The organism is Chryseobacterium sp. D764 (genome assembly GCF_019317325.1).
Classification (GTDB): domain Bacteria; phylum Bacteroidota; class Bacteroidia; order Flavobacteriales; family Weeksellaceae; genus Chryseobacterium.
Genome location: NZ_CP079219.1, coordinates 1870275 through 1891761, shown reverse-complemented (window position 1 = coordinate 1891761; position 21487 = coordinate 1870275). Strand labels below are relative to the sequence as shown.

The 21487-nt window shown below is 36.7% G+C and carries 16 protein-coding genes; 9 read left to right on the top strand and 7 right to left on the bottom strand.

Features of this window, described 5'->3' with window-relative positions; translation table 11 throughout:
* Positions 1–31 precede the first annotated feature (31 nt).
* Positions 32–3934 (bottom strand): type IX secretion system sortase PorU, encoded by a 3903-nt coding sequence (gene porU / locus KYG33_RS08455; protein WP_219073066.1) that lies wholly within the window; start codon positions 3932–3934, stop codon positions 32–34.
* A 164-nt stretch (positions 3935–4098) separates the two neighbouring features.
* Between porU and gldJ the strand changes: the two genes are divergently transcribed.
* Complete coding sequence (gene gldJ / locus KYG33_RS08450; RefSeq protein WP_077418444.1) at positions 4099–5700, top strand: gliding motility lipoprotein GldJ; 1602 nt, start codon at positions 4099–4101, stop codon at positions 5698–5700.
* Positions 5701–5853: 153 nt separating this feature from the next.
* Positions 5854–7125 (top strand): UDP-N-acetylmuramoyl-tripeptide--D-alanyl-D-alanine ligase, encoded by a 1272-nt coding sequence (locus KYG33_RS08445; RefSeq protein WP_077418445.1) that lies wholly within the window; start codon positions 5854–5856, stop codon positions 7123–7125.
* Between the two features lie 166 nt (positions 7126–7291).
* On the opposite strand, the gene KYG33_RS08440 is transcribed toward KYG33_RS08445, so the two are convergent.
* Positions 7292–7900, bottom strand: coding sequence for an NUDIX hydrolase (locus KYG33_RS08440; RefSeq protein ID WP_219073065.1), 609 nt, complete (start codon positions 7898–7900; stop codon positions 7292–7294).
* Positions 7901–7936: 36 nt separating this feature from the next.
* Here KYG33_RS08440 and KYG33_RS08435 point away from each other — a divergent pair, with 36 nt between their 5' ends.
* Positions 7937–8326: a hypothetical protein gene (locus KYG33_RS08435; protein ID WP_047387661.1), complete on the top strand. Its 390-nt coding sequence runs from the start codon at positions 7937–7939 to the stop codon at positions 8324–8326.
* A 49-nt stretch (positions 8327–8375) separates the two neighbouring features.
* Here the strand turns inward: KYG33_RS08435 and KYG33_RS08430 are convergent, their stop codons facing one another.
* The 4 genes from KYG33_RS08430 to mdlD form a co-directional block, all read right to left on the bottom strand.
* Positions 8376–9419 carry an anhydro-N-acetylmuramic acid kinase gene (locus tag KYG33_RS08430; RefSeq protein ID WP_219073064.1) on the bottom strand — a complete coding sequence of 348 codons (1044 nt, stop codon included), beginning with the start codon at positions 9417–9419 and terminating at the stop codon, positions 8376–8378.
* Between the two features lie 12 nt (positions 9420–9431).
* Positions 9432–10022, bottom strand: coding sequence for an LPS export ABC transporter periplasmic protein LptC (gene lptC / locus KYG33_RS08425; RefSeq protein ID WP_034699921.1), 591 nt, complete (start codon positions 10020–10022; stop codon positions 9432–9434).
* Position 10023: 1 nt separating this feature from the next.
* Entirely contained in the window at positions 10024–11331 is a 1308-nt protein-coding gene (locus KYG33_RS08420; RefSeq protein WP_047387668.1) for a membrane protein, read from the bottom strand.
* Between the two features lie 197 nt (positions 11332–11528).
* Positions 11529–12848, bottom strand: a complete 1320-nt coding sequence (gene mdlD, locus KYG33_RS08415; RefSeq protein WP_219073063.1) for an NAD(P)-dependent benzaldehyde dehydrogenase MdlD — start codon at positions 12846–12848, stop codon at positions 11529–11531.
* A 250-nt stretch (positions 12849–13098) separates the two neighbouring features.
* On the opposite strand from mdlD, the gene KYG33_RS08410 reads away from it, so the two are divergent.
* From KYG33_RS08410 to KYG33_RS08385, 6 genes are all read left to right on the top strand, one after another.
* Positions 13099–14217, top strand: a complete 1119-nt coding sequence (locus tag KYG33_RS08410) for an ATP-binding protein (RefSeq protein ID WP_077418453.1) — start codon at positions 13099–13101, stop codon at positions 14215–14217.
* A gap of 298 nt (positions 14218–14515) precedes the next feature.
* Complete coding sequence (locus KYG33_RS08405; RefSeq protein WP_228408885.1) at positions 14516–15142, top strand: TetR/AcrR family transcriptional regulator; 627 nt, start codon at positions 14516–14518, stop codon at positions 15140–15142.
* Entirely contained in the window at positions 15126–16439 is a 1314-nt protein-coding gene (locus KYG33_RS08400) for a TolC family protein (protein ID WP_180564220.1), read from the top strand. The genes KYG33_RS08405 and KYG33_RS08400 overlap by 17 nt, the downstream gene beginning before the upstream one ends.
* Positions 16440–16455: 16 nt before the next feature.
* Entirely contained in the window at positions 16456–17559 is a 1104-nt protein-coding gene (locus KYG33_RS08395; protein WP_077418458.1) for an HlyD family secretion protein, read from the top strand.
* A 142-nt stretch (positions 17560–17701) separates the two neighbouring features.
* Entirely contained in the window at positions 17702–19279 is a 1578-nt protein-coding gene (locus KYG33_RS08390) for a DHA2 family efflux MFS transporter permease subunit (RefSeq protein ID WP_077418460.1), read from the top strand.
* 401 nt (positions 19280–19680) lie between these two features.
* Positions 19681–20277: a hypothetical protein gene (locus KYG33_RS08385; protein WP_219073062.1), complete on the top strand. Its 597-nt coding sequence runs from the start codon at positions 19681–19683 to the stop codon at positions 20275–20277.
* Positions 20278–20446: 169 nt separating this feature from the next.
* On the opposite strand, the gene KYG33_RS08380 is transcribed toward KYG33_RS08385, so the two are convergent.
* Complete coding sequence (locus KYG33_RS08380) at positions 20447–21460, bottom strand: TQO small subunit DoxD (protein ID WP_077418464.1); 1014 nt, start codon at positions 21458–21460, stop codon at positions 20447–20449.
* Positions 21461–21487 lie beyond the last annotated feature (27 nt).

The window sequence follows — 21487 nt, the reverse complement described above, 5'->3', positions numbered from 1 at the left end:
TTGTTAATATTATTGTCTATGTATTATTTAATTATTTCAAAAGTACCATTTTTTCTACAGCTGTAGCACTTCCTTTGCATTTTTCTTGATTTTGACTTTTTGCAAATATCTTAAAAATATACGTACCTTTTGCTACTGTTGACCCAAAATCATCTCTTCCGTCCCATTCTATTGCCTGACGAGGGGTTCTAAAGCCCTGTAGGAAAGGTTCTGCGACTACCGGCTGCGATAAAGTTCTTACCAATCTTCCGGTTATAGTATAAATTTGTACGTTCACATCCAGAATATCATCACAATTGTGTTCAAACTGAATATAGGTTTTATTTGTAAATGGATTTGGCCAGTTCAGCGGACGGTTGATCGTCAGGTGTTGGTCAGATTCATCTTTAACTTCAAAATTTAACGTAGCAGATGTAGAATTATTGTTTATATCCCAAACTTTAAATGTCAGTTGGTGTTGTCCAATCGCTAAATTTCTGAAAGGATAGGTTACATTTCCTTTTTGGTAGTCAGCAAGACTTGGATTTAAACATCCGTTTCCTTCTCCTGCAGAGTAAAAATCATTTAAAACAACGGTATTGATAATTTGCCCGTCCAGGTACGTGGTAATATCGTGACCTACCCCTGAACCTGTAGAGTTGATTCCTGTGTCATCTGTAAGACAGGCAAGAAGCATTGGATTCTGGTTGGTAATTCCACCATCTGCAAAGTTGGTGTTATTCATATACAGTTTTACTTTTGGAGGCTGGCTGTCATTGATTCCATTAGGGTTGATATCACCTACTTGCACCGCCTGGTTGTTGAAAACATCCGTTGACTTGTTGTCTGCATAGGCTAAAATTCTTCCCTGTCCCACCGCATAGTTGATATCTTTAGGAACATAGAATTCTGCAGTGAATACTCCGTTTACAGCAGTTCCGGCAGCTTTTACAATAGCACTTCCCTCCTCTGTATAATCTAAAACCGGGGTTAAAACACCGGTATTATTTAATGTTTTCTTATTTAATCTCTTATCAAAAATATTGATGCTGACTTTCCCGTTGAAGGTATTGTTCAATGTTCCGTTCGGATTATTGATGTGTCCTTTTATTTTCACGAAATCCAATCCTCTGATCAGTCCCGGAACGGGAGTTTCAATATTATCAATGGTAAGAAGTCTTTGAGGTCTGCTTAATTTCATAGCAGGGTCACCCAGGAAGTTTACCTTTAAATGGTTATTGTTTGGTCCCTTCTGTTTTTTAGCCAGTAAATGGGCATTTCCTAACGTATTGAAATCGTCATTCGTTAGTTTAAAAATATTCTGGGTAAATGTATTCGTGAAATCACGTCCGTAATCTACACCAATAGCACGGCTGGAAGTAATCATTGTTGATGCACCTCCCTGTTTCATTTTGATAAACTGTTCCCCTACAGAATTGGTTGCAGGCTCATCCCATAATGTAAATTCACAGGTGATGGTAGAAACAAACGGGAATCTGCTGTATACATTAGAGAAGTTATTGGCATTCTGAACCTCAGTAGTTGTTAATACTCTTTCCTGTGCCCAGCCATTGATTCCTCCATGTCCGAAATAAAACAGATATAAACTGTTTCCGATAGCATTGGAAATAGCCTGGTTTACCTGTGGATATCTTCGACCTCCAGAGGTACTCTGAGCGGTAAAGGCATCCATATATAACTTTTTAACATTATATTCTTTAAGTTCCGTCTGTCCCGGTTGTTCAAATATGCCGGCCAGAGAACTGTTCATTACATTATGAAACGGACCTCCTCCCTCATCATTATCATCCACTACAAAGTCAAGTCGCATACGCCAGTCTCCGAAAGGAGTTGACTGCCCCTGAAGTTTGTTGTAATAAGCCAATGTTTTATTGATCATATCTCCAGCTTCACTTGCGTTTGCAGCAGGAATTCTTCCTACAGGCAGATCCGGTAAATTGTTTTCAATTAACAATGTGGTCTGCGGTTTGGTCATTACAATATAATCATCCGTTACAAATGAGGATACGTAATCTGAAGACTGTTCACTCTGGTAGCTGGCAACAACGTTTGTATTATTGGGAACTCTGTTTTTATAATCAAATGAAGCATCACCCAGGATAAATACGTATTGAAGTCTGCCAAGAGGAGTATTGAGTTTGCTGACGAAATCTCTTATAGCCGTAAGATCTTTACTTCCGCTGCCATATTCTTCATAGATTTTGTTAACGTCTACAATTTCTACATTATAATTATGAGCAGTCTGATGATAGTTGGCAATTCTCTGTGCCTGGCCCATCATTTCAGGAACCGTCAGAATCAGGTAATCTATATTTTGTAAGGCAGAAAGATTTTGATTGGAAATTCTTCCTACAAACTGTGGGCTGAAAGCCGCATCAGCACGGAATGCCACAAATTCATTATTGAAATTCTGATCAGCAGCTGTATAAGCAAAGTTGAAAGCGCCGGCTCCGGCTTTATTCACTCTTCGGCTGGCATTGGTAATATCCGTTACATCCCATACCTGTTCTATATTAGCCGCATTGGTAATGCTGAATCCGTAATCTGTATTACTTCCACTTACAATTGAATAATCCCTGAAGTTCATCTGTGAACCATTGAACGCAAGATTTTCTTTGTACTGAACTTCTGCATAATCAAAATAGAAAGTTCCGTTAGGGTTTTTAGAAATATCAGGATTCAAAACCATTGTAATCTGATTTCCGGTAAGATTGGTAAGCGTTCCGGAATAGGTTACAGGGTAGAAGGTATACTGATAAGATGAAGTATCTGTAGGAATCGTTTGCAGTGGATGCGGATTTAAATTATTGATCTTAAAATCAATCGTATTCTGTTGCGAATTATAAGCTACCACCTGAGTTCTGTATCGTATAACATCACCGGCCTGTATTGGCGAGTTGGTGGAAAGTGTTATTGTTTTTTCATTGCTGAAAGGAGTGTCTTCCACCCAGGTTCTTCCTACTTTCAACAAGTTTTTCTGATCCTTGTTGATCACCTGGTAATTGTCATATCTTGTAATCAGCTGGGCAGGAAGGGTTCCATCAACAGTTGGAACTCTCTTCCCTGAACCTTTGTCAAAGTTGATATAGTAATAAGAAAAATCTTCATATATATTTTTAACGTTATTACTTCTTTCGCTGAACCGGGTATCTTTTCTTTTAAAACCATTTCCATTGGAAGTGTCGTAAAGGTTATATCCATCAGGACCCTGAGCATAGAAAAGAGCATAATCATTATCGTTCCATACCCCGTCATCTTCACCTACTACCTGAATGGCATTTTCCTGTAAAGCTCCATATCTTGCATCCTGATTATATTCAGGAAGCAGTACCCCTCCGTTTCCATAAATTCTGAAATTTTTAGGATTTACAGAGCCGGGATTGATTCCGTTATCTTTTAAAAACTGGGATGTGATTTTGAATACACCGGATTTGTCAACTTTTATTTTATAAAAGTTACCACTTGATAATGGGTTGCCGGTTGTTCCTATCTTATTAACAGTTCCTGTAGTATTTACAAATGAAGAGGCTTCTGAAACATTAAACGAAGATAATCTCTGAACACGGCCTTTTACATTTTTAAACAAAGCAACACTGATACTGGCATAGCTGTCTCCATCTAAATTATAATAAGAAACATCTGCTACATCATAATCAGGGAGTCTTCCTTTATCCAACTCAAATAAATCCTGAGTAGGAACGCTTTCCCAGACAAGATCTGAAATTTTAAGCTGCTTTTCTCCGATTTTTTGCTTGGTTACTATAAAAACATTATTTTGGCTGAAAGAAAAACCCTCATTTTTAAAATTAGGAAGATTTAATTTTGTGTCGCCAAAATCCTGAATTTTCGATCCATTCCATTCTATGGTGTTTCTTTGGGCGTAAAGTGTTGATGCAAAAGCGATTAAAGATAAAAGCGTAATTTTTCGTTTCATGTTTACTATTGAAATTGCTAAATTACAAAATAAATGAAAATTTTAGAATTAAATTGCGATACAATAAAATTAAATTGTTAACGTTTTTCAAAAAAATCAAATGTTTACTTGATTTATTGAATAATTTATTTTTTCTTTGTACTTTGAAAATATTTATATCGACTATGAAAAAACTAAAGTTGTTTTCATTAATAGCATTAAGTTCTACACTTGCATTAACCAGCTGTGGCGGATCAGGAACCAGCAAAGGTGGCGGTACCAAAAAATTTGTCAGTAAAACGGGTTGGAAACCAAACGAAAAACAAGGTTGGTTTTTTGCAGGAAAGCAACAAAAGCAGAAGGGGTGGCCTGGAATGGTATATGTAGAAGGTGGAACTTTTACAATGGGATTAGTGAAAGATGATGTTATGCACGATTGGAATAACACGCCTCGCAGGATGCAGGTAAGTTCATTCTTTATCGGAGAAACAGAAATTACTAACTACGAATACCGCGAATACCTGACATGGTTGAAGTATGTATTCCCACCAAGTGATCCTAGTTTTAAGGAAATCTATAACGGTGCATTACCGGATACCTTATTGTGGGACAACAAATTAGCAAGAAACGATTATAATGAAACGTATCTGCGTTCTCCGGAATTTGATTACTATCCGGTGGTAGGAGTTTCCTGGACTCAGGCAAACAGATACTGTGAATGGCTGACAGATAGAGCGAATGAAAAAGCTTTGATGCAGTCTGGTATTATTGCCAAAGATTTGTATATCAACGAATCCAACAACCAGGGAGGAACTGCATTCAACATGGATAAATTCAAATCGAATGATCCTGAAATGCAAGGATATATTAATGAAAAAAGGATGCAGCAAAAAACTGGTATGAAAACTACAAACCAGAGATTGCTTGCAGCTAACAGAGCTCCAAATTCTGCAATGGTACAGAAGTTCAGACTTCCTACCGAAGTTGAATGGGAATATGCAGCTCTTGGTATGGCAAAAACCAGAGAATATAACCAATACCTAGGAAAAAAACCTGAAATCGAAAGACTAAGAGGTACCAAAGGAAGAGACAGAGGAATGTTCCTTGAAAACTTCAAAATGGGTAAAGGTGACTATTCAGGGATTTCAGGATGGAAGAATGACGGTTCAGCACAGACTTCTGACGTAAGAAAGTATCCATCTAACGATCTTGGTGTATACGGTATGTTCGGGAACGTTTCAGAATGGACTGCGGATGTGTACAGACCAATCATTGATGAAGATTACAGTGATTTCAACTACTATAGAGGAAACATGCCTCAGGCTATCGTAAGAAACGGTGACGGAACTTATAAAATGATCGACGAAGGTACTATCAAATATGATACTTTGGCTGACGGAAGATTAGTTTACAAAGGACTTCCTGGACAATTCGAAAGACAAACTATCGCTGATTACAGAAACTACAGAGATGGTGACAGACAATCTTCTTTAGAATATTACAGAGCTTCTGATTCTGCTGCTGGGTTCGATATGTACAATGCTCCTAAACAAAGCTTTGTTGTAGATGGAGCTGGTAGAGTGAAACTACAAAAAGATACCAAAGACAGAACTTCAGGAATTTCTAACGAGGTTAGAGTTGTAAAAGGTGGTTCTTGGCAGGATACAGCATATTGGCTGGATCCGGGACAAAGAAGATATAAAAATCAAAACAGAGCTTATGGTTGGGTAGGATTCCGTGTTGCACAGGATGCCAGAACTAACGATAAGGGTAGAACTAGAAGATAATATTTATCAAAAAATACTTATAAAAAACCTTCCGAACTTTCGGAAGGTTTTTTTATTTTTGAACCATGAAATCGCTTTGGTTAAAAAGTCTAAAATACTCATATAGATTTGGCGATTGCATATGACCTCTTTTTAAAAAATATATATTTCCACATGAATATAGAACAGTTTTATCCTTTATTTCTGCAGGCTGCAAAAGTGACCATCGATAGCAGAAAAATAGCAGAGAATGATATTTTCTTTGCCTTTTCCGGTGAGAATTTCAATGCAGCTACATTAGCGGAAAAAGCCATAGATGATGGAGCTTTGGCCGTAATTGTTGAACTTCCGGAGTTTGAAAACAGAGATAAAAATATTTTCTATGTTCCATCTACCCTTGAGTTTTTACAGCAATTGTCTCTTTATCATAGAAGCAAGCTTACCATTCCTTTTATTGGGCTTACAGGAAGTAATGGGAAGACGACGACTAAAGAATTGATTCATGCTGTACTCTCAGAAAAATATAATGTACAGTATACATTTGGAAATCTGAATAACCATATAGGAGTTCCTTTGACAATTCTTTCCATTAAACCGGAACATGAAATGGCTGTGATTGAAATGGGAGCTAATCATCAGAAAGAAATTGAATTCCTGTGTACCATCGCTCAACCCGATTTTGGATATATTACCAATTTCGGAAAAGCCCATTTAGAAGGATTCGGAGGTTTTGAAGGGGTGATTAAAGGAAAGTCTGAGCTTTATGACTATCTTAAAAATGATAACAGAACTGTTCTTGTTAATGAAAATGATCCTATTCAGGTAGAAAAAACTGAAAATTATTTACCTAAAATTACTTTTGGAAAAGAGACATCAGATTACAATTTTGAATCTTTTTCTGCAGAACATTTTGTAGGATTGACTTATCAGGGAGTAAAAGCAGTTTCAAAACTGACTGGAGAATATAATTTCACCAATCTTTGTGCAGCGGCAAGCCTGGGGCTTCATTTCGGAATCAGTTTTGAAAAAATAAAACATGCGCTGGAATTGTACACGCCTACCAATATGAGATCTCAGGTGGTGAAAAAAGAGGGTAAGACTTTGGTTCTGGATACGTATAATGCCAACCCGAGCTCTATGACCGCTTCTTTGAATAATTTCATCAGTTTTGAGGGCAGTAAAACCATTATTATTGGGGATATGCTGGAATTGGGTGATGAAAGTGAGAAAGAACATCAGAACATCTTAAAACTGGCTCAGGAACTTAACTTCAATGAAATTATCACGGTAGGAAAGCATTTTAAAGAGGTTAATTCTTCAGATCTTGCTTTTGAAAATACAACAGTCCTGATAGAATATTTAAAACAGAACAAAATTCACTCTGAAAATATATTGCTGAAAGGCTCCAGGGGAATTGCTCTCGAGAAGCTGATCGAATTTATTTAACAGAGTAAGGAAGCTGGAGGCTGGGAGAGGGAAGATCCTGAAGGTAAGTGAAGAGTATTCTCTTTTTTATTCAACTTTATAAACTTCATTGTTAAATGATCTCCGAAAAAGTGGATTGCCGGATAGTAACTTCCAGCTTCACTCTTCCAGCTTCCAGACCTACTACTTATTTCTTCAAGTCCCAGAATTCCTGTACAATCAGTATAATATTTTTGAAGGTACTTGGGAAAACTTCATCCTCAATTTCTGCTGTTGTTTTCCAGGCCACTTCAGTAATACCTTCTTCTATTTGCGGCTTGGAAGTGTCTTCTCCGTCAAAGTTCATTTCAAACCAATGGGTACATTTAAGGATTTTCTCGCCGTTTCTTTCTATATAGATATGGTAAGTGGTATTGATGAATTTTACAAGTTCTACATCACTCAGACCGGTTTCTTCTTCTATTTCCCGTACTGCAGACTCTTCTCTGGATTCTCCTTTTTCCATTTTACCCTTCGGAAGATCCCATTTGCCGAGTCTTTTAATGAAAAGGATTTTACCTTCAGGATTATTAACAAGGCCTCCAGCTGCTTCTATAATTCTGAAAAGCTTTTTAAATTCCTGCCATATTTCATCCAAATTCTCTCCATATACGTTAAGTTCCTGCACAGAAGTATTCTCCAGAAGATCCAAAGCGATCTCTAAAGTTGTATAATTTTCATACTCAAGCTTTTTTTCAAGAGCTTCCGGATGCTTAGATATCAATAATTTTTTTTCGTTGACAAAAACTTTATACATTTGTAATAGTTAAGAATTTAAATACAAAAATAAAAAATGAATTTAGAAGGACGAAAGATTATTGTCAATAAATCATCTAAAGAACTTACCGAGTTGTTAAAATCACCTGAAAACTATAAAGATTTTATGCCGGATGGTCTTCAAAAATTTGAAACAAGAGATAACGGATTTAAATTCGGATTACAGGGAATGCCGGAAATCGCGTTAAAAATAGACGAAGTAGATGATCAGAAAGCTGTTTTAAAATCTGCAAGTTCAAGCTTGGATTTCACATTAACAGCAACTTTAAACCCAATCAGTGATAATCAGACTGAAGTTCAGATGTTATTCGAGGGAAAATTCAATCCGTTCATCAAAATGATGGTAGAAAAACCTTTACAGAACTTTATCAATACGCTTACCGATAAAATCGAAGCCTATAAATAACAAAAAAACCTTCATTTTTGAAGGTTTTTTTATTTTGATATGAAAATTGTTATGCAATGACCCCTGAACAGTGGTCATAGGAACTTCCTGTAGCAGAAGACAGTACATTCACTTCATTATTTACTTTTAAAACACCCATAAAAGCGAAGATCAGGGCTTCCTTATAATCAATGATTTCTTTTTTAGGGATAATCACTTCAGCTTGTGTTTTTGATCTTATTTTTTCAATTAAAAATGAGTTGTAAGCACCTCCGCCGGTGATAAGAATATCCTTTATATTATTTTTATTGATAACATTGGCGATCTGCTGTGCGGTGTGTTCCGTAAAAGTGGCAAGGGCATCTAAGATTTCAATGTTTTTAAGAGCCGGAAATATATGTTTATTGCACCATTCGATTCCCAAAGATTTTGGGTGTGAATGCTGGTAGAAATCTAAAGTATTAAGATCGTTCAGCAAAGCTTCATTTATTTCTCCTTTTTGAGCAAGAGCTCCGTTTTCATCAAAACTTTTGTTGATTTGTTGTGCTAAATGATTCAATACAATATTAACCGGAGCTATATCAAAAGCGATTCTTTTTCCGTCTGAATGTAAAGATATGTTGGAAAACCCGCCAAGGTTTAAGCAGGCGTTATACTCCGAAAAAAGTAATTCATCACCTATAGGAACCAACGGAGCTCCGTTTCCATTCATCAGCACATCCTGGCTTCTGAAATCATAGATAACGGGTAATCCTGTTTCCAGTTTGATCGCTCTGCCGTCTCCTATCTGAAGGGTAAATTTTCGCTTAGGCTGATGGAAAATCGTATGACCGTGAGATGCAACCAGGCTGATGTTTTCGAGCTGATGCTTATGAATGAATTTTTTCACCTGCCGACCAAGGTAAAAACCATATTCTGAATGCAGTTCCAGTAAATCTTCAGCAGAAAGATGAATAGAGTTTCGAAGTTTGTTTTCCCAATCCTCAGAATAGGGGATTGTCTCGGCTTTCAGGATCTGAAAGGTCCATTTGTCTTGTTTCTCAAATTCAGCAAGACAGATATCCAAACCGTCCAGACTTGTCCCGGACATCAGTCCAATAGCCAGAGCTTTCATTATTTTTTTGGATTATTTTTTATTCTCGGAAATTCTCTTTGAACTGAAATCTCCTGAGTTGTTATAGAAAGTATATTCTGAAAAGTCATCCTTTGCAGTCATTCCATTGGCGCCTACCAGCGTAGAGCCGTCTTCCATGGTAACATATACTGTATCTTTAGTATAGATTCTGTTCTTTCTTTGATCCCAATAAATACTCTGCATTGCAAATCTCTGTCCTTCATTGGTTTTTATCCTTACGTCACCTTTGGCTTCGTAGAATTTTTTATATTCAAAGATACGGGCGTATTTAGCTGTAATCCTTCCCGGAACTTTAGGTTTCTTTTTATCAAAAAACTCAATGTCAATTCCTTTTCTGGCTACTACATAAGGGCTGTCAATCAGCTCATACTTTTCAATGATGGGTGCTTTGGCTTTTAAAGTGATAAAGCCGGAGTCACGCTGTATAATATTGGCGTTGTTGATAATCTGTGAAGGGAAATTTTTGCTTTGGCTTCCATTTCTTTTGGTAAGATCCTCTTCACAGGATGTCAATATAAAAAATATAGCACAACTAAAAAGGCATGCTATATTTTTATATGATATTTTTTTTGAAAAATTCATTCTAGTTATAAAGAGTCTTTCGGAACCATTTATCAGCAAAATTAAAGCCGATTTTCAGGTTGACAAAATTTTGATTGATCAGGTTGTTTTTAAGAGTTCCTCTTTTACCTACTTCCAGACCTATTTCCAGACCACTCATTCTTGTGATACTACTTGTTTTGAATGGAAGCATTACCCCGGCAGAAATACCGAATTTGTTGATGCTTGTTCCTTCCAGTTTAAGGTTTCCTCTTTCATAGAAAGCTCCATATCTGTAGATTACCCTTGAAAAGTAGTTTCTGAAGTTATTATAGTTAGGAAGGTACCATCCACCGGCAGAAACTCTGTACGTATCCTGAAAGTCGAAAGTTTTACCAAAATAAGAGATATCTTCTCCTTTTTTATAATCCACCTGTCCTGATAAGAACCAATGGTTTTCACTTCCATATCCAACCCCTACGGATGCTTGTAATGGAAGAAGGTTTTTAGATTTTGTTTCCTGCTGATCTATGATTGTCTCATATACCTTATTGGTTTCCTGAGCATCAGAGTATCTGTAAGTACTGTTGACGTATTCAGTAGTCATATTACTTGTGTTACCAAAAGTAGCAGTTGCTCCTACTGTGAATTTCTTATCAGTACGGGTATTTAAAGTCTGGTAGCTTGTACCAAGCGTAAAATTAAAGTTTCTGACTCTGTTTTTAGTTTGATAACCGTTAACATATTCACCAGCATAACTACCTGTAGCAGGGTTGTACGCACGGAATTCATTAAGGTCATTAAGGTCTCCAAAATAAAGGTTCGCTCTTGCTCCCACAGAAAGTTCCTGATTAATTTTATAAGAAACAGCAACCTGTGCAGCATTCAATGTTCCGCTGCCTTTAAAGTTATTTTTATACATTGGAGTTCCGTCTGCAGCCAATTGTTCATTTACGATATCGTAACTTTTAGAACTGTATGGCTGGTATGAAATCCCCATTTTCACTTTTGGAGATAGTGGAAATGCAAGAGAAATATTGGAAAGATACGTAGAATGCTTTGTAGATTTCATATCGTTATAGTTCGATTTGAAATAATTGTTTTCATTGGTAGCCTCCAGTCTGATACTCGTAAGTTCAAAATTGGCGTTGTTTGCCGGGTTGGCAAAATTGAAACTACTAGTGAAATCACTTATAAAAGCAGTTGATATACCTCCCATAGAAGTAGTCTCGATCGTATTATCATATTTCACATCTCCAATTCCATACGTTGCATAAGGCGAGTTGCTTAGACTCTGTGCATTTAGAAAATATCCAACTGATATGAATGATACTACAAAGATTTTTTTCATTCTTTATTTTTAAAACAATGCGCAAATATCTTAAATATTAATGAATTGTAAAAATTATATGTGGTTAAAGTTTGTTAAGGGCCTTTCTTTCAAAGAAAAATGCAAATTTTCATCAGTTAAAATATCAGTTCTATTATATAAAAAAGGCTGTTCTATATTGAACAGCCTTAGTTTATAGGACTTATTATCTCTATTTATTATTTTACCTGAAGCACGGATCGGCTGTGGCTAAAGCTTTCAAAGCTGAACTTTCCATGATATTTTCCCATTCCTGAAGTTCCTACACCCCCAAAAGGTAAATAATGCGAACCCACATGGATAATTGTACTGTTGATCTCCGCATCTCCGCTTGTGGTATGATGCAAAACGTTATCTGCAAATTCCTGGTTTTCTGTAAAAACATATAATGCCAGTGGTTTTGGGCGGCTGTTTATTTCTTCCAGAGCCTCATTAATATCACTATATGTCATGATAGGAAGAATAGGGCCGAAGATCTCCTGCTGCATTACCTGATCATTCCAGGTGATATTATCCATTAAAGTAGCTTCAAAATGACGGGTTTCCAGATCATAGCTGCCCCCATAGATCACTTTTTCAGGAGCTGCTTCCAAATAACCGGCTAGATGTTTAATTTGATTTTGGCTCACAATTTTCCCGATTTTCCCTAATGACTGACCTTCATAAGTAGTATTTAAATGCGCTTTAAACTTTTCAATAAATGCACCCTTTATAGATTCGTGGATGTAAATATAGTCCGGAGCAACACACGTTTGCCCACAGTTAATCCACTTTCCGTAAGATATTCTTGCTACCGCCTTATCAAGATCTGCATCTTTGTGAACAATCGTTGGCGATTTTCCCCCAAGTTCCAATGCCAGAGGTATTAATTGCTCTGCGGCTGCTTTCATCACAATTTTTCCAACATTCGGACTTCCTGTAAAGAAAATATAATCAAAAGGAAGGCTTAATAATAGAGTATTCTCTTCAATAGCTCCCTGAATGACTGCTACATAAGATTCATCGAAAGACTCTTTTACAATATTTTCAAGAACCTGGGCAACATGAGGTGTATTTTCAGAAGGTTTTAGAATAGCTGTATTTCCGGCTACCAAAGCGCCAATAAGCGGACTGAATGTAAGCTGAACCGGATAGTTGAAAGGGCCAATAATATAGGTAACACCATAAGGTTCATACATTACTTTGCTTACCACTTCAGCTCCTGATGGATGTGGCTTTGAAGGGACGGAAGTTGGTTTTGCCCATTCATCAATATTCTCCAGAAAATAATCCAGCTCACTAATGACAATTTGAATTTCCACATACTCTGCTTCCTTTCTGCTTTTTCCCAGATCAATAGACAGGGCTTCACAAAGATCATCCGTATGCTGCAAAAAAACTTCACGGAATTTTCTTAATTGCGCTTTTCTGAATTCAATATCTTTAGTCTTATTGGTTTTGAAAAAGGTTTTCTGCTGTTGAAATATACCTTTGATTTTTTGTTCCAGGTTTGTATCCATTGGTGTATGATTTTTACTAGTTGAAAATGATGTGAAACCGTAATGAATTTACGAAAAATTTCACTCCGTAAATTTATTGCTTAAAATTAAATTGTGTAAAATTTAATTTTAAGTTTTATTCTAATCTTATTATTGATATTTCCTATAATAAGATAGGAGTGATCTCTTTTGAAATTTGTAATCTATAGTTTTATACATTTTAAGCAGACTTAATTTTATAAATTGAGATAAGATTTTTTATCTTTGAAACATGAATTGGGAGAATATCGCCGGACAGACGAATCTGAAAAAACTTCTTAGAGAAAGCATTGCCGAAAACAGAGTGAGCCATGCCCAACTTTTTGTAGGAAAAGAGGGATACGGAACTTTACCTATGGTTTTAGCCTATGCAAAAGAGATTCTAAATCGTGAGAATGAACATGCTGCAGCGAAAGTAGAACATCTCAATCACCTGGATCTGCATTTCAGCTTTCCTGTTTTTACGGATAATAGAAATTCTTTAAGTAAGAATAAATTTGATGAATTCAGAGAAATGATCATGGCTTCTCCTTATGCAAGCTATGATGACTGGACTGCTTTTTTAGAGTCGGAAAATAAGCAGCTGTTTATTTCCGCAGATGAAATTGATGACCAGAACCAGAAGTTTTCTTTGAAAAGTTTTGAAGGAGGAACTAAAATTCTTATCGTCTGGAGAGCTGATAAAATGAATATTGCCGCTTCCAACAAGTTTTTGAAATTTTTAGAAGAACCACCGGCTAAAACAATCATCCTTCTTACTGCGGAAAGTACCAATGATATTCTTCCTACCATCCTTTCCAGAACGCAGATTGTAGAAATCCCGAGAATACATGATGAAGATATTGAAAACCATCTTAAAAAGAACTTTTCTGTTTCAGAAGAAAAAGTGAAAGAGATTGTTCATGAAGCGCAGGGAGATCTCAATGATGCCATAAAACTGTTGAATTCTGGAGATAAAAGTAATGAATTCGAAAAGCTCTTTGTACAGTGGGTGAGAGATGCATTTATGGTTAAAAAGAAACCTGAATATTTAAAAAGCATTATTTTCTGGGCAAGGGAAATTGCAGGATGGAATAGGGAAAAACAGAAAAACTTCCTGAACTACTGTTCTGAAATCTTCAGACTGGCATTACTTCAGAATTATCAGTCCGAAAATCTGGTGTATAAAAAGATTAATGCGAACGGCTTCAATTGGGCAGGGTTTTCAAAATTTATCAGTGGCGCCAATATTGAAAGTATTCTGGAAGAAATCAATACTGCGGATCTGCACCTTACCCGAAACGGAAATCCTAAAATTGTCTGGACCGATCTCGGCATAAAATTATCAAGATATATTCACAAAAGCACATAAATAAAACTCCGGTAGCAACCGGAGTTTTTTGTTTCTGTTTTTCCTTTTTTTTAATACATTTTACATTAACATTGTGTTAAAGATTCACATTTTGCATTGAAATTTCTCTAAATACTCCATTATTATTAAGCTTTCTGAGGTTGTTTTTGTCTGAAAACAGGCTTTCCAGCAGTTTCAGTGCCCATTATAGAAAACGTCTTTTCTTTACAATAAATTAAATCTATATTAAAAAATCAATCAATCGTTTGATTTGTATTAAAACTTGTGTACATTTGCGCCCTGAAAAATGAACACTAACATGATTTCAAAAGAAGAAAATATATTATTCGCAGCCGAAAAGCTTTTTGCAGAAAAGGGATTCGAAGGAACTTCCACCCGTGAAATTGCAAAGGATGCTAATGTAAATATTTCTATGATTTCGTATTATTTTGGCTCTAAGGAAAAACTTTATGAGAAATTAGTAGAATACAGAATGAATGAAGGTCAGTTTTTTTCAAAAGACCTTTTGGGAAGAACCGATATCAACGAGTGGCAGAAGATTGAAAAAGTAATTGATCAGTTTTCTAACAAGATCCGTACTCAAAAATGCTTTTACAGGATTATGCAGAGAGAACAGCTGTATAGTAAGAATCCTCAGATTATAGAATTTTTGAAACAAACTAAAATGGGATTCCTTTCTATGTATTCACAAATATTGGAAAGCGGTCTTAAAAATGGAATTTTCACCAAAAATCCACCTATTTATCTCCTTCATTCCACTATAAGCGGAACCTTATTTTATGCATTCAATGCAAAAGAAATGTATAAAGAGTTTCTGAATGAAACAGAGGATGAGGAAAATTTTGATGCAAAATACTATACAGAACTTAATAAACATATTAAATACTTACTAAAAGACCTTTTAGGTTATGAAGAGAATAAATAACTCAGTGATTGCATTATCACTATTCGTAGGAATAGCAAATGCAAATGCTCAGGAGAAAAAAACACTTTCTCTTGACGAAGCTGTACAGTTGGGAATCCAGAACAGCAAGAATCTCAAGATCGATGCAGCCAAGATCGAAGAGGCTACAGCTGATCTTTTGGAAGCTAAAAACAGACAGTTACCGGAATTGAAAGTATCAGGCAGCTATATGTATCTTCCGATAAAACCGAATGTAGATATCAAACTTCCGGGTGTTTCAGGAGCAGGAGGTCCCGAAGTACATCAAGTACTTTACGGTTCAGCTAATCTTAGTGTTCCAATTTACAGCGGAGGAAGAATCAAGTATGGTATTCAGTCAGCGAAATATTTGGTAGAAGCTTCGAAATTAAGCACTGAGAACGACAAAATTGCGATTGCTTATAATGTTGCCCAGGCTTACAACAACTTATTTAAAGCCAATCAGTCTATTAAAGTTTTTGAAGAAAACCTTGCTGCTTCTCAAAAAAGAGATGAAACATTCCTTAAAATGGAAAACAATGGTTTGATTGCGAGAAATGACAGATTAAAAGCAAACCTTCAGACTTCAAATATCGAACTTCAGCTATTGGAAGCTAAGAACAACTACAATATTGCCAACATCAATATGGATTTGTTGCTAGGAATTCCTGAAACTACAGAGTTAGTAGTAGATGAAAACTATATTGAAGAAGGTTCAGATGTGAAACCTGTTGATTTTTATGTAACTGAAGCCAGAGAAAACCGTAAGGACTTACAGGCTTTGGCACAACAGAGAAAAGCGGCAGAGTTGGGATCAAAAGCGGCAAAAGCTGAAAATCTTCCTTCTATTGCATTTACCGGAGGCTATGTAGCCGCAGATATTCCTAAGTTTCTTACTGTATACAATGCTATCAATGTAGGAATCGGGGTTTCTTATAACTTATCCAACTTATGGAAAGAAAACTCTTCATTAAGACAGTCGCAGGCGAGAGAAAAACAACTTGCCGCTACAGATGAGCTATTGAATGATAACATTAAGCTTGATGTCAACAGAGAGTATCAGAATACAGACTATTCAAAAAAGAGAATTGTTGTTTTCGAAAAATCTGCTGAGCAGGCAAATGAAAATTACAGAATTACAAAAAATAAATACGACAACGGTCTTGCAACCATGACAGAATTACTGGATGCAGATGCGGCTCAGATTGCAGCCAACGTTGGAGTGATCAATGCTAAAGCAGATGCTGCCTTAGCATACAGAAAACTATTACAGACAACAGGAACTTTAACAATTAAATAATCAGATCGAAACCAAAATGGAAAATAATAATACACAGGCAGCTGAACCTAAAAAGAAAAAAAGTTTAGTTTTTCCTATCATTTTAGCGGCAGTAGTAATCGGAGGAGGATTCTATGGTTACAGAGCCTTTACTTACGGACAGTATCATGAAGAAACTGACGATGCTCAGATTGCTTCCAATATGTCACCGGTAATTTCTAAAATCTCAGGATATGTAGCTCAGGTAAAAGTAAAAGACAACCAGTTTGTAAAGAAAGGAGATACGTTGGTGATTTTGGATAACAGAGATCAGAAAATGGCTCTTGAACAGGCTCAGGCAGCATTATCTACTGCTAAAAGCAATATTTCAAATGCAGAAGCTACTACAACAGCTACTTCTAAAAATATCGGTTCTTCAGAAGCGGCAGTAGTAACTGCTAATGCTCAGATAGAAGCGGCAAAAGTAAACGTTTGGAAAACTTCTCAGGATTTGAAGAGATATGCTAATCTTGTAAAAGATCATTCTATTACAGAACAGCAATATGAGCAGGCTTTAGCTGCAAAACAATCTGCAGACAGACAGTTACAGGTTTTAGTTGATCAGAGAAATCAAATTGCTCAGCAAACCCATATTGCTTCTTCTCAGACAGCCGCAAGTTCACAACAAATCAGTGTTGCCGGATCTGTTGCTAAGCAAAGAGAAGTAGATGTAGAAAATGCAAAATTGAATTTATCATATACCGTAATTCTTGCTCCTGAAGACGGACATGTAGGAAAAGTGTCTACACAGGCAGGTCAGTATCTGCAGGCAGGATCACAGTTGTTTGCTTTGGTTAAAAACGATCAGAAATGGGTTGTAGCCAACTTTAAAGAAACACAGGTAGATAAAATGGTAGAAGGACAGAAGGTGAAAATCGAGATTGATGCTTTCCCTGATCAGGAATTTGAAGGAGTGGTAAGTTCATTCTCTCCGGCTACAGGAGCTACTTTCTCTATTCTTCCTCCGGATAATGCGAGTGGTAACTTCGTAAAAGTAGTTCAGAGACTTCCTATAAAAATCGATTTTGTAAATCTTGACAAGAATATTGCAAAAAGACTGAGAACAGGAATGAACGTGAAAGCAGAAGTTGCTTTGAAATAACATTTAAAATTGTTAAAAGTCAATGGACTTCGTTGTCAATAGTGAATCAGTTTTTGTAGTCAATTTAAAATAGACTGCTTTATAATTCAGGATTCACTTGTGAAACAAAATTCGCCATTGATTTTTTACATCATAAAAACTTATGCAAGATTCATTAGTAGAATATGGAGCGCGTAGAGTGATCATTACGATTACTGCTATCCTTTGTGCCCTTCTTGAAATTGTAGACTCCACGATTGTCAATGTTGCCTTGAATGAAATGAAGGGGAATCTTGGATCTACACTTTCTGAAGTGGGATGGGTAATTACGGCTTATGCCATTGGTAACGTAATTATAGTACCAATGACGAGCTGGCTTTCCCAGCAGTTTGGACGTAGGAATTACTTTGCGGCATCCATCATTATATTCACCATATTTTCATTTTTATGTGGAAATGCGACCAATATCTGGGAACTCGTGTTCTTCAGATTGATGCAGGGAATCGGTGGGGGAGCCTTATTGGTAACTTCACAGACGATTATTACGGAATCTTATCCGATTGAAAAAAGAAGTATGGCCCAGGCTATTTATGGTCTGGGAGTAATCATTGGTCCTACATTAGGTCCGCCTCTTGGAGGATATATCGTTGACAACTTCAGCTGGCCATATATTTTCTATATTAACATTCCGATTGGAATTGCCGCAACCTTGATGACGCTGCAGTTTGTAAGAAGTCCGAAATATGCCGAAAAACGTAAGGTCTCGGATGTAGATTGGATTGGAATTGGTTTACTGGCGGTAACGGTAGGTTCATTACAGTTCATTCTGGAAAGAGGACATGAAGAAGACTGGTTTGAAAGCGGAATGATCGTAGCCTTCACAGCAGCAGCAATTTTAGGATTTATATTATTCCTCTGGAGGGAACTTACCTTTAAATATCCAATTGTTGAGCTCAGGGTGCTTAAAAACAGCAATTTAAGAATCGGAACCATGATGTCATTCGTGCTTGGATTTGGGCTTTATGGTTCCACATTCATCGTTCCACTGTATACCCAGAGTATTTTAGGGTGGACGGCACTTCAGTCAGGAGCTTTGATGATTCCTGCAGCTTTAACGACGGCCTTCATGATGCCAATCATTGGTAGATTACTGGCGAAAGGAGCAAAACAGCAGATCCTGGTTTCTTTAGGATTGTTCATCTTCTTTGTCTATAGTTTCTGGGGATATAAAATTCTGACACCGGATACCAGTAAAGATGCCTTTTTCTGGATGCTGATTGTAAGAGGAGCAGGATTAGGACTACTGTTTATTCCAATCACCTCTTTGTCCTTAAGTACATTGAAAGGGCAGGAGATTGGTCAGGGAGCAGCCTTTACCGGGATGATGAGACAGCTAGGAGGATCTTTCGGGATTGCAGCAATTACAACTTTTATTGCCAATGCAGGCCAGAAGTACAGGAATAACCTGATTTCCCACCTTGACGAAAACAGTTTTGAGGTCCAGCAAAGACTCGCAGCATTGAAGGCAAGTTTTGTAGCGAAAGGAATGACCCCGGACGCCGCGATGAATGCGGCTTATAAAATGCTCGACATGTCAGTAACCAAGCAGGCAACGGTATTGTCTTACATGGATGTATTTCTTTACCTCGGAATCGTATTCCTGATATGTATTCCGTTTATCTTACTCGTAAAAGAAAGAAAGAGCAAAGAAAAAATAGATTTGAGTGAAGCCATGCACTAAATTTTAATTAAAAACCTTCGATATTTTCGAAGGTTTTTTTTGTTCATTTCTGTCATAAAAAAATATCAGACAATAACTTTTAGTTTTAATTCTGTTAAACAAAAAATAATATCACTTATTGGAGAGTTTAATTATTTTTTCTAGCTTTACAAGAACAAATGAAAAAATATGAATAGATTCCCTAATCCCTCAAACCCTCTTCAAAAAGGTGTTTTCCCAATAAAGTACCGGATTTTTATCTGAATATCAGTTTTAATATCAATTGATTGAGCACTATCATCCACTTTGTTTTTATATTCAATAAAGACAATGTCCTTATTTCTGAAAGCTTTATTAAATATTGTCTTTCGTTTTAATAATTAACTAAACCATGATCTCAACATACTTACAAAATATTAAATATGAATCAAATACAACTGCCGGAAACCTATCTGGCATTATCAGATTTCAGAAAGCATGATGTCTATCTTCCTGAAATGAATCAGGCTCAGATTATTTCAGATTTTTTTCCCGGAACCTTTACAGAACTTACCCAGCGCCTGTCTGATATTACAGGAGCTTTTTATGGTGGAATGCTTAAGCAGATTGGCAGACTTTATGGAGTCGAAGCTATTGAACAGCTTTCCAGTACCTTCATGTATGATCTCGGATCCAGAATGACACTGAGAAATCTTGAAACAAAACCTAATCTGCAGCCCGGTATTCCGGCCGCAGCCAAAATACTGATAGGAGCAATTTTTACATCCAGTCCCGAATATAATTTTGAATTTAAAGAATTAAATGACCACCAATGTGAACTGCTGATCAAAGGAGTAGACCGTTACCATAAAATAACGCAGAGCCTGCAAATCGCCGGCCTGTTGAAATGGCCGGTCATAAAACCATTTTTACAGGGAGTTTGCGATACCCTGGGGCTGGATGTTTTACTTGAAATAAAAGTGCTGAAACTTGACCCGGACAGCTCATGCAGTTATCATATAATGGTCTCAGAGAAATAAGATTCTTCAAAAGCATTTCGCAGATTTTGAAGATTTCGCAGATCTTATTGTAATCAATTTTATCTCAAAATATTAATAAAAGCGGACTTTAGTCCGCTTTTACCATTATAAATTAAGGATCGGCTTTAGCGAGAACATAAAACCCGCACCCCGAATCTTGAAATTTAATCTACTTCATCCTCTCTATCCACTCAATTCCGCTCACATCAATCAGTTTCAGCGCATGAATTTCACTTTTCTGAAGAATATCATCAATATCCAAAGTTACATCAGCCTTTGCTCCCAAGGGAATTACCAAGCTGTGCTTTCCGGGTTTTACTTTGGTGACATAATGATTCTGTATATTTTCTTTAGACAATTCAGAAAGTTCTTGATGATTCAGTGCTTTTAAAATATTTCCATTTTTGTCCAGAATATGGATGCCTATCAGGAAAGAGCCATAAACATCGGCCCCTTCCGTCCTGTAGACTTCAAATTTTAAATCCGAATTAGTATGGGAAATATTTGAAATTTCCAGTTTCGGTTTTACCGATTTATTATGCAGGGTTCCCCATACACCTCCATGGAAATACTGATTGGTAAAAAGAGTCAGCCCGAATATGATAAGCGAACCTGCCAGTACAAGAACTTTTGGTTGTGAGATAGGAAAGTTTCCTGAGCCAAGCCACTGAAACCCTCTTTTTTGAGTGAAGATTTTGTTATTCTTCATGAAATAGTAATCCAGTGAATAAGGACCGCTTCCGGTAAGAAACAGAACAAATCCGCCAGCAACTCCTAAAACTCCTATCTGCCATTCATCAAGACAGGTTGTTCCCAGCCAGCCGGAACCCAATAGAATCCCAAGGGCAAGACTGAAGATGCCGATGCTCATCAGCCGTGTAAATAACCCGAGAATAATGAATAATCCCACAATAGCTTCAATAATAGTGAAAATCATCATGGATCGCTGTAAGGCATCAGGATGGGTGACCAGATATTCAATAATAGGTTTTATACCGAGTGCATTCGGTAAAAAGTGATTGAATTTTTCCCCGATATATCCCTGCTCATCAGGAATAAGCTTGTTTTCGAGGATAAGTCTGCGCCAGAAGGCTGAAAAGTAAGTCCATCCGATCACCATGCGGAGGGATAAAGCATATAATCCGGCCATGTCCGAAGACTGGCTGTTTAGAGTATGTTTCATTGAAATTAATATTGTATTGTAAAAAAC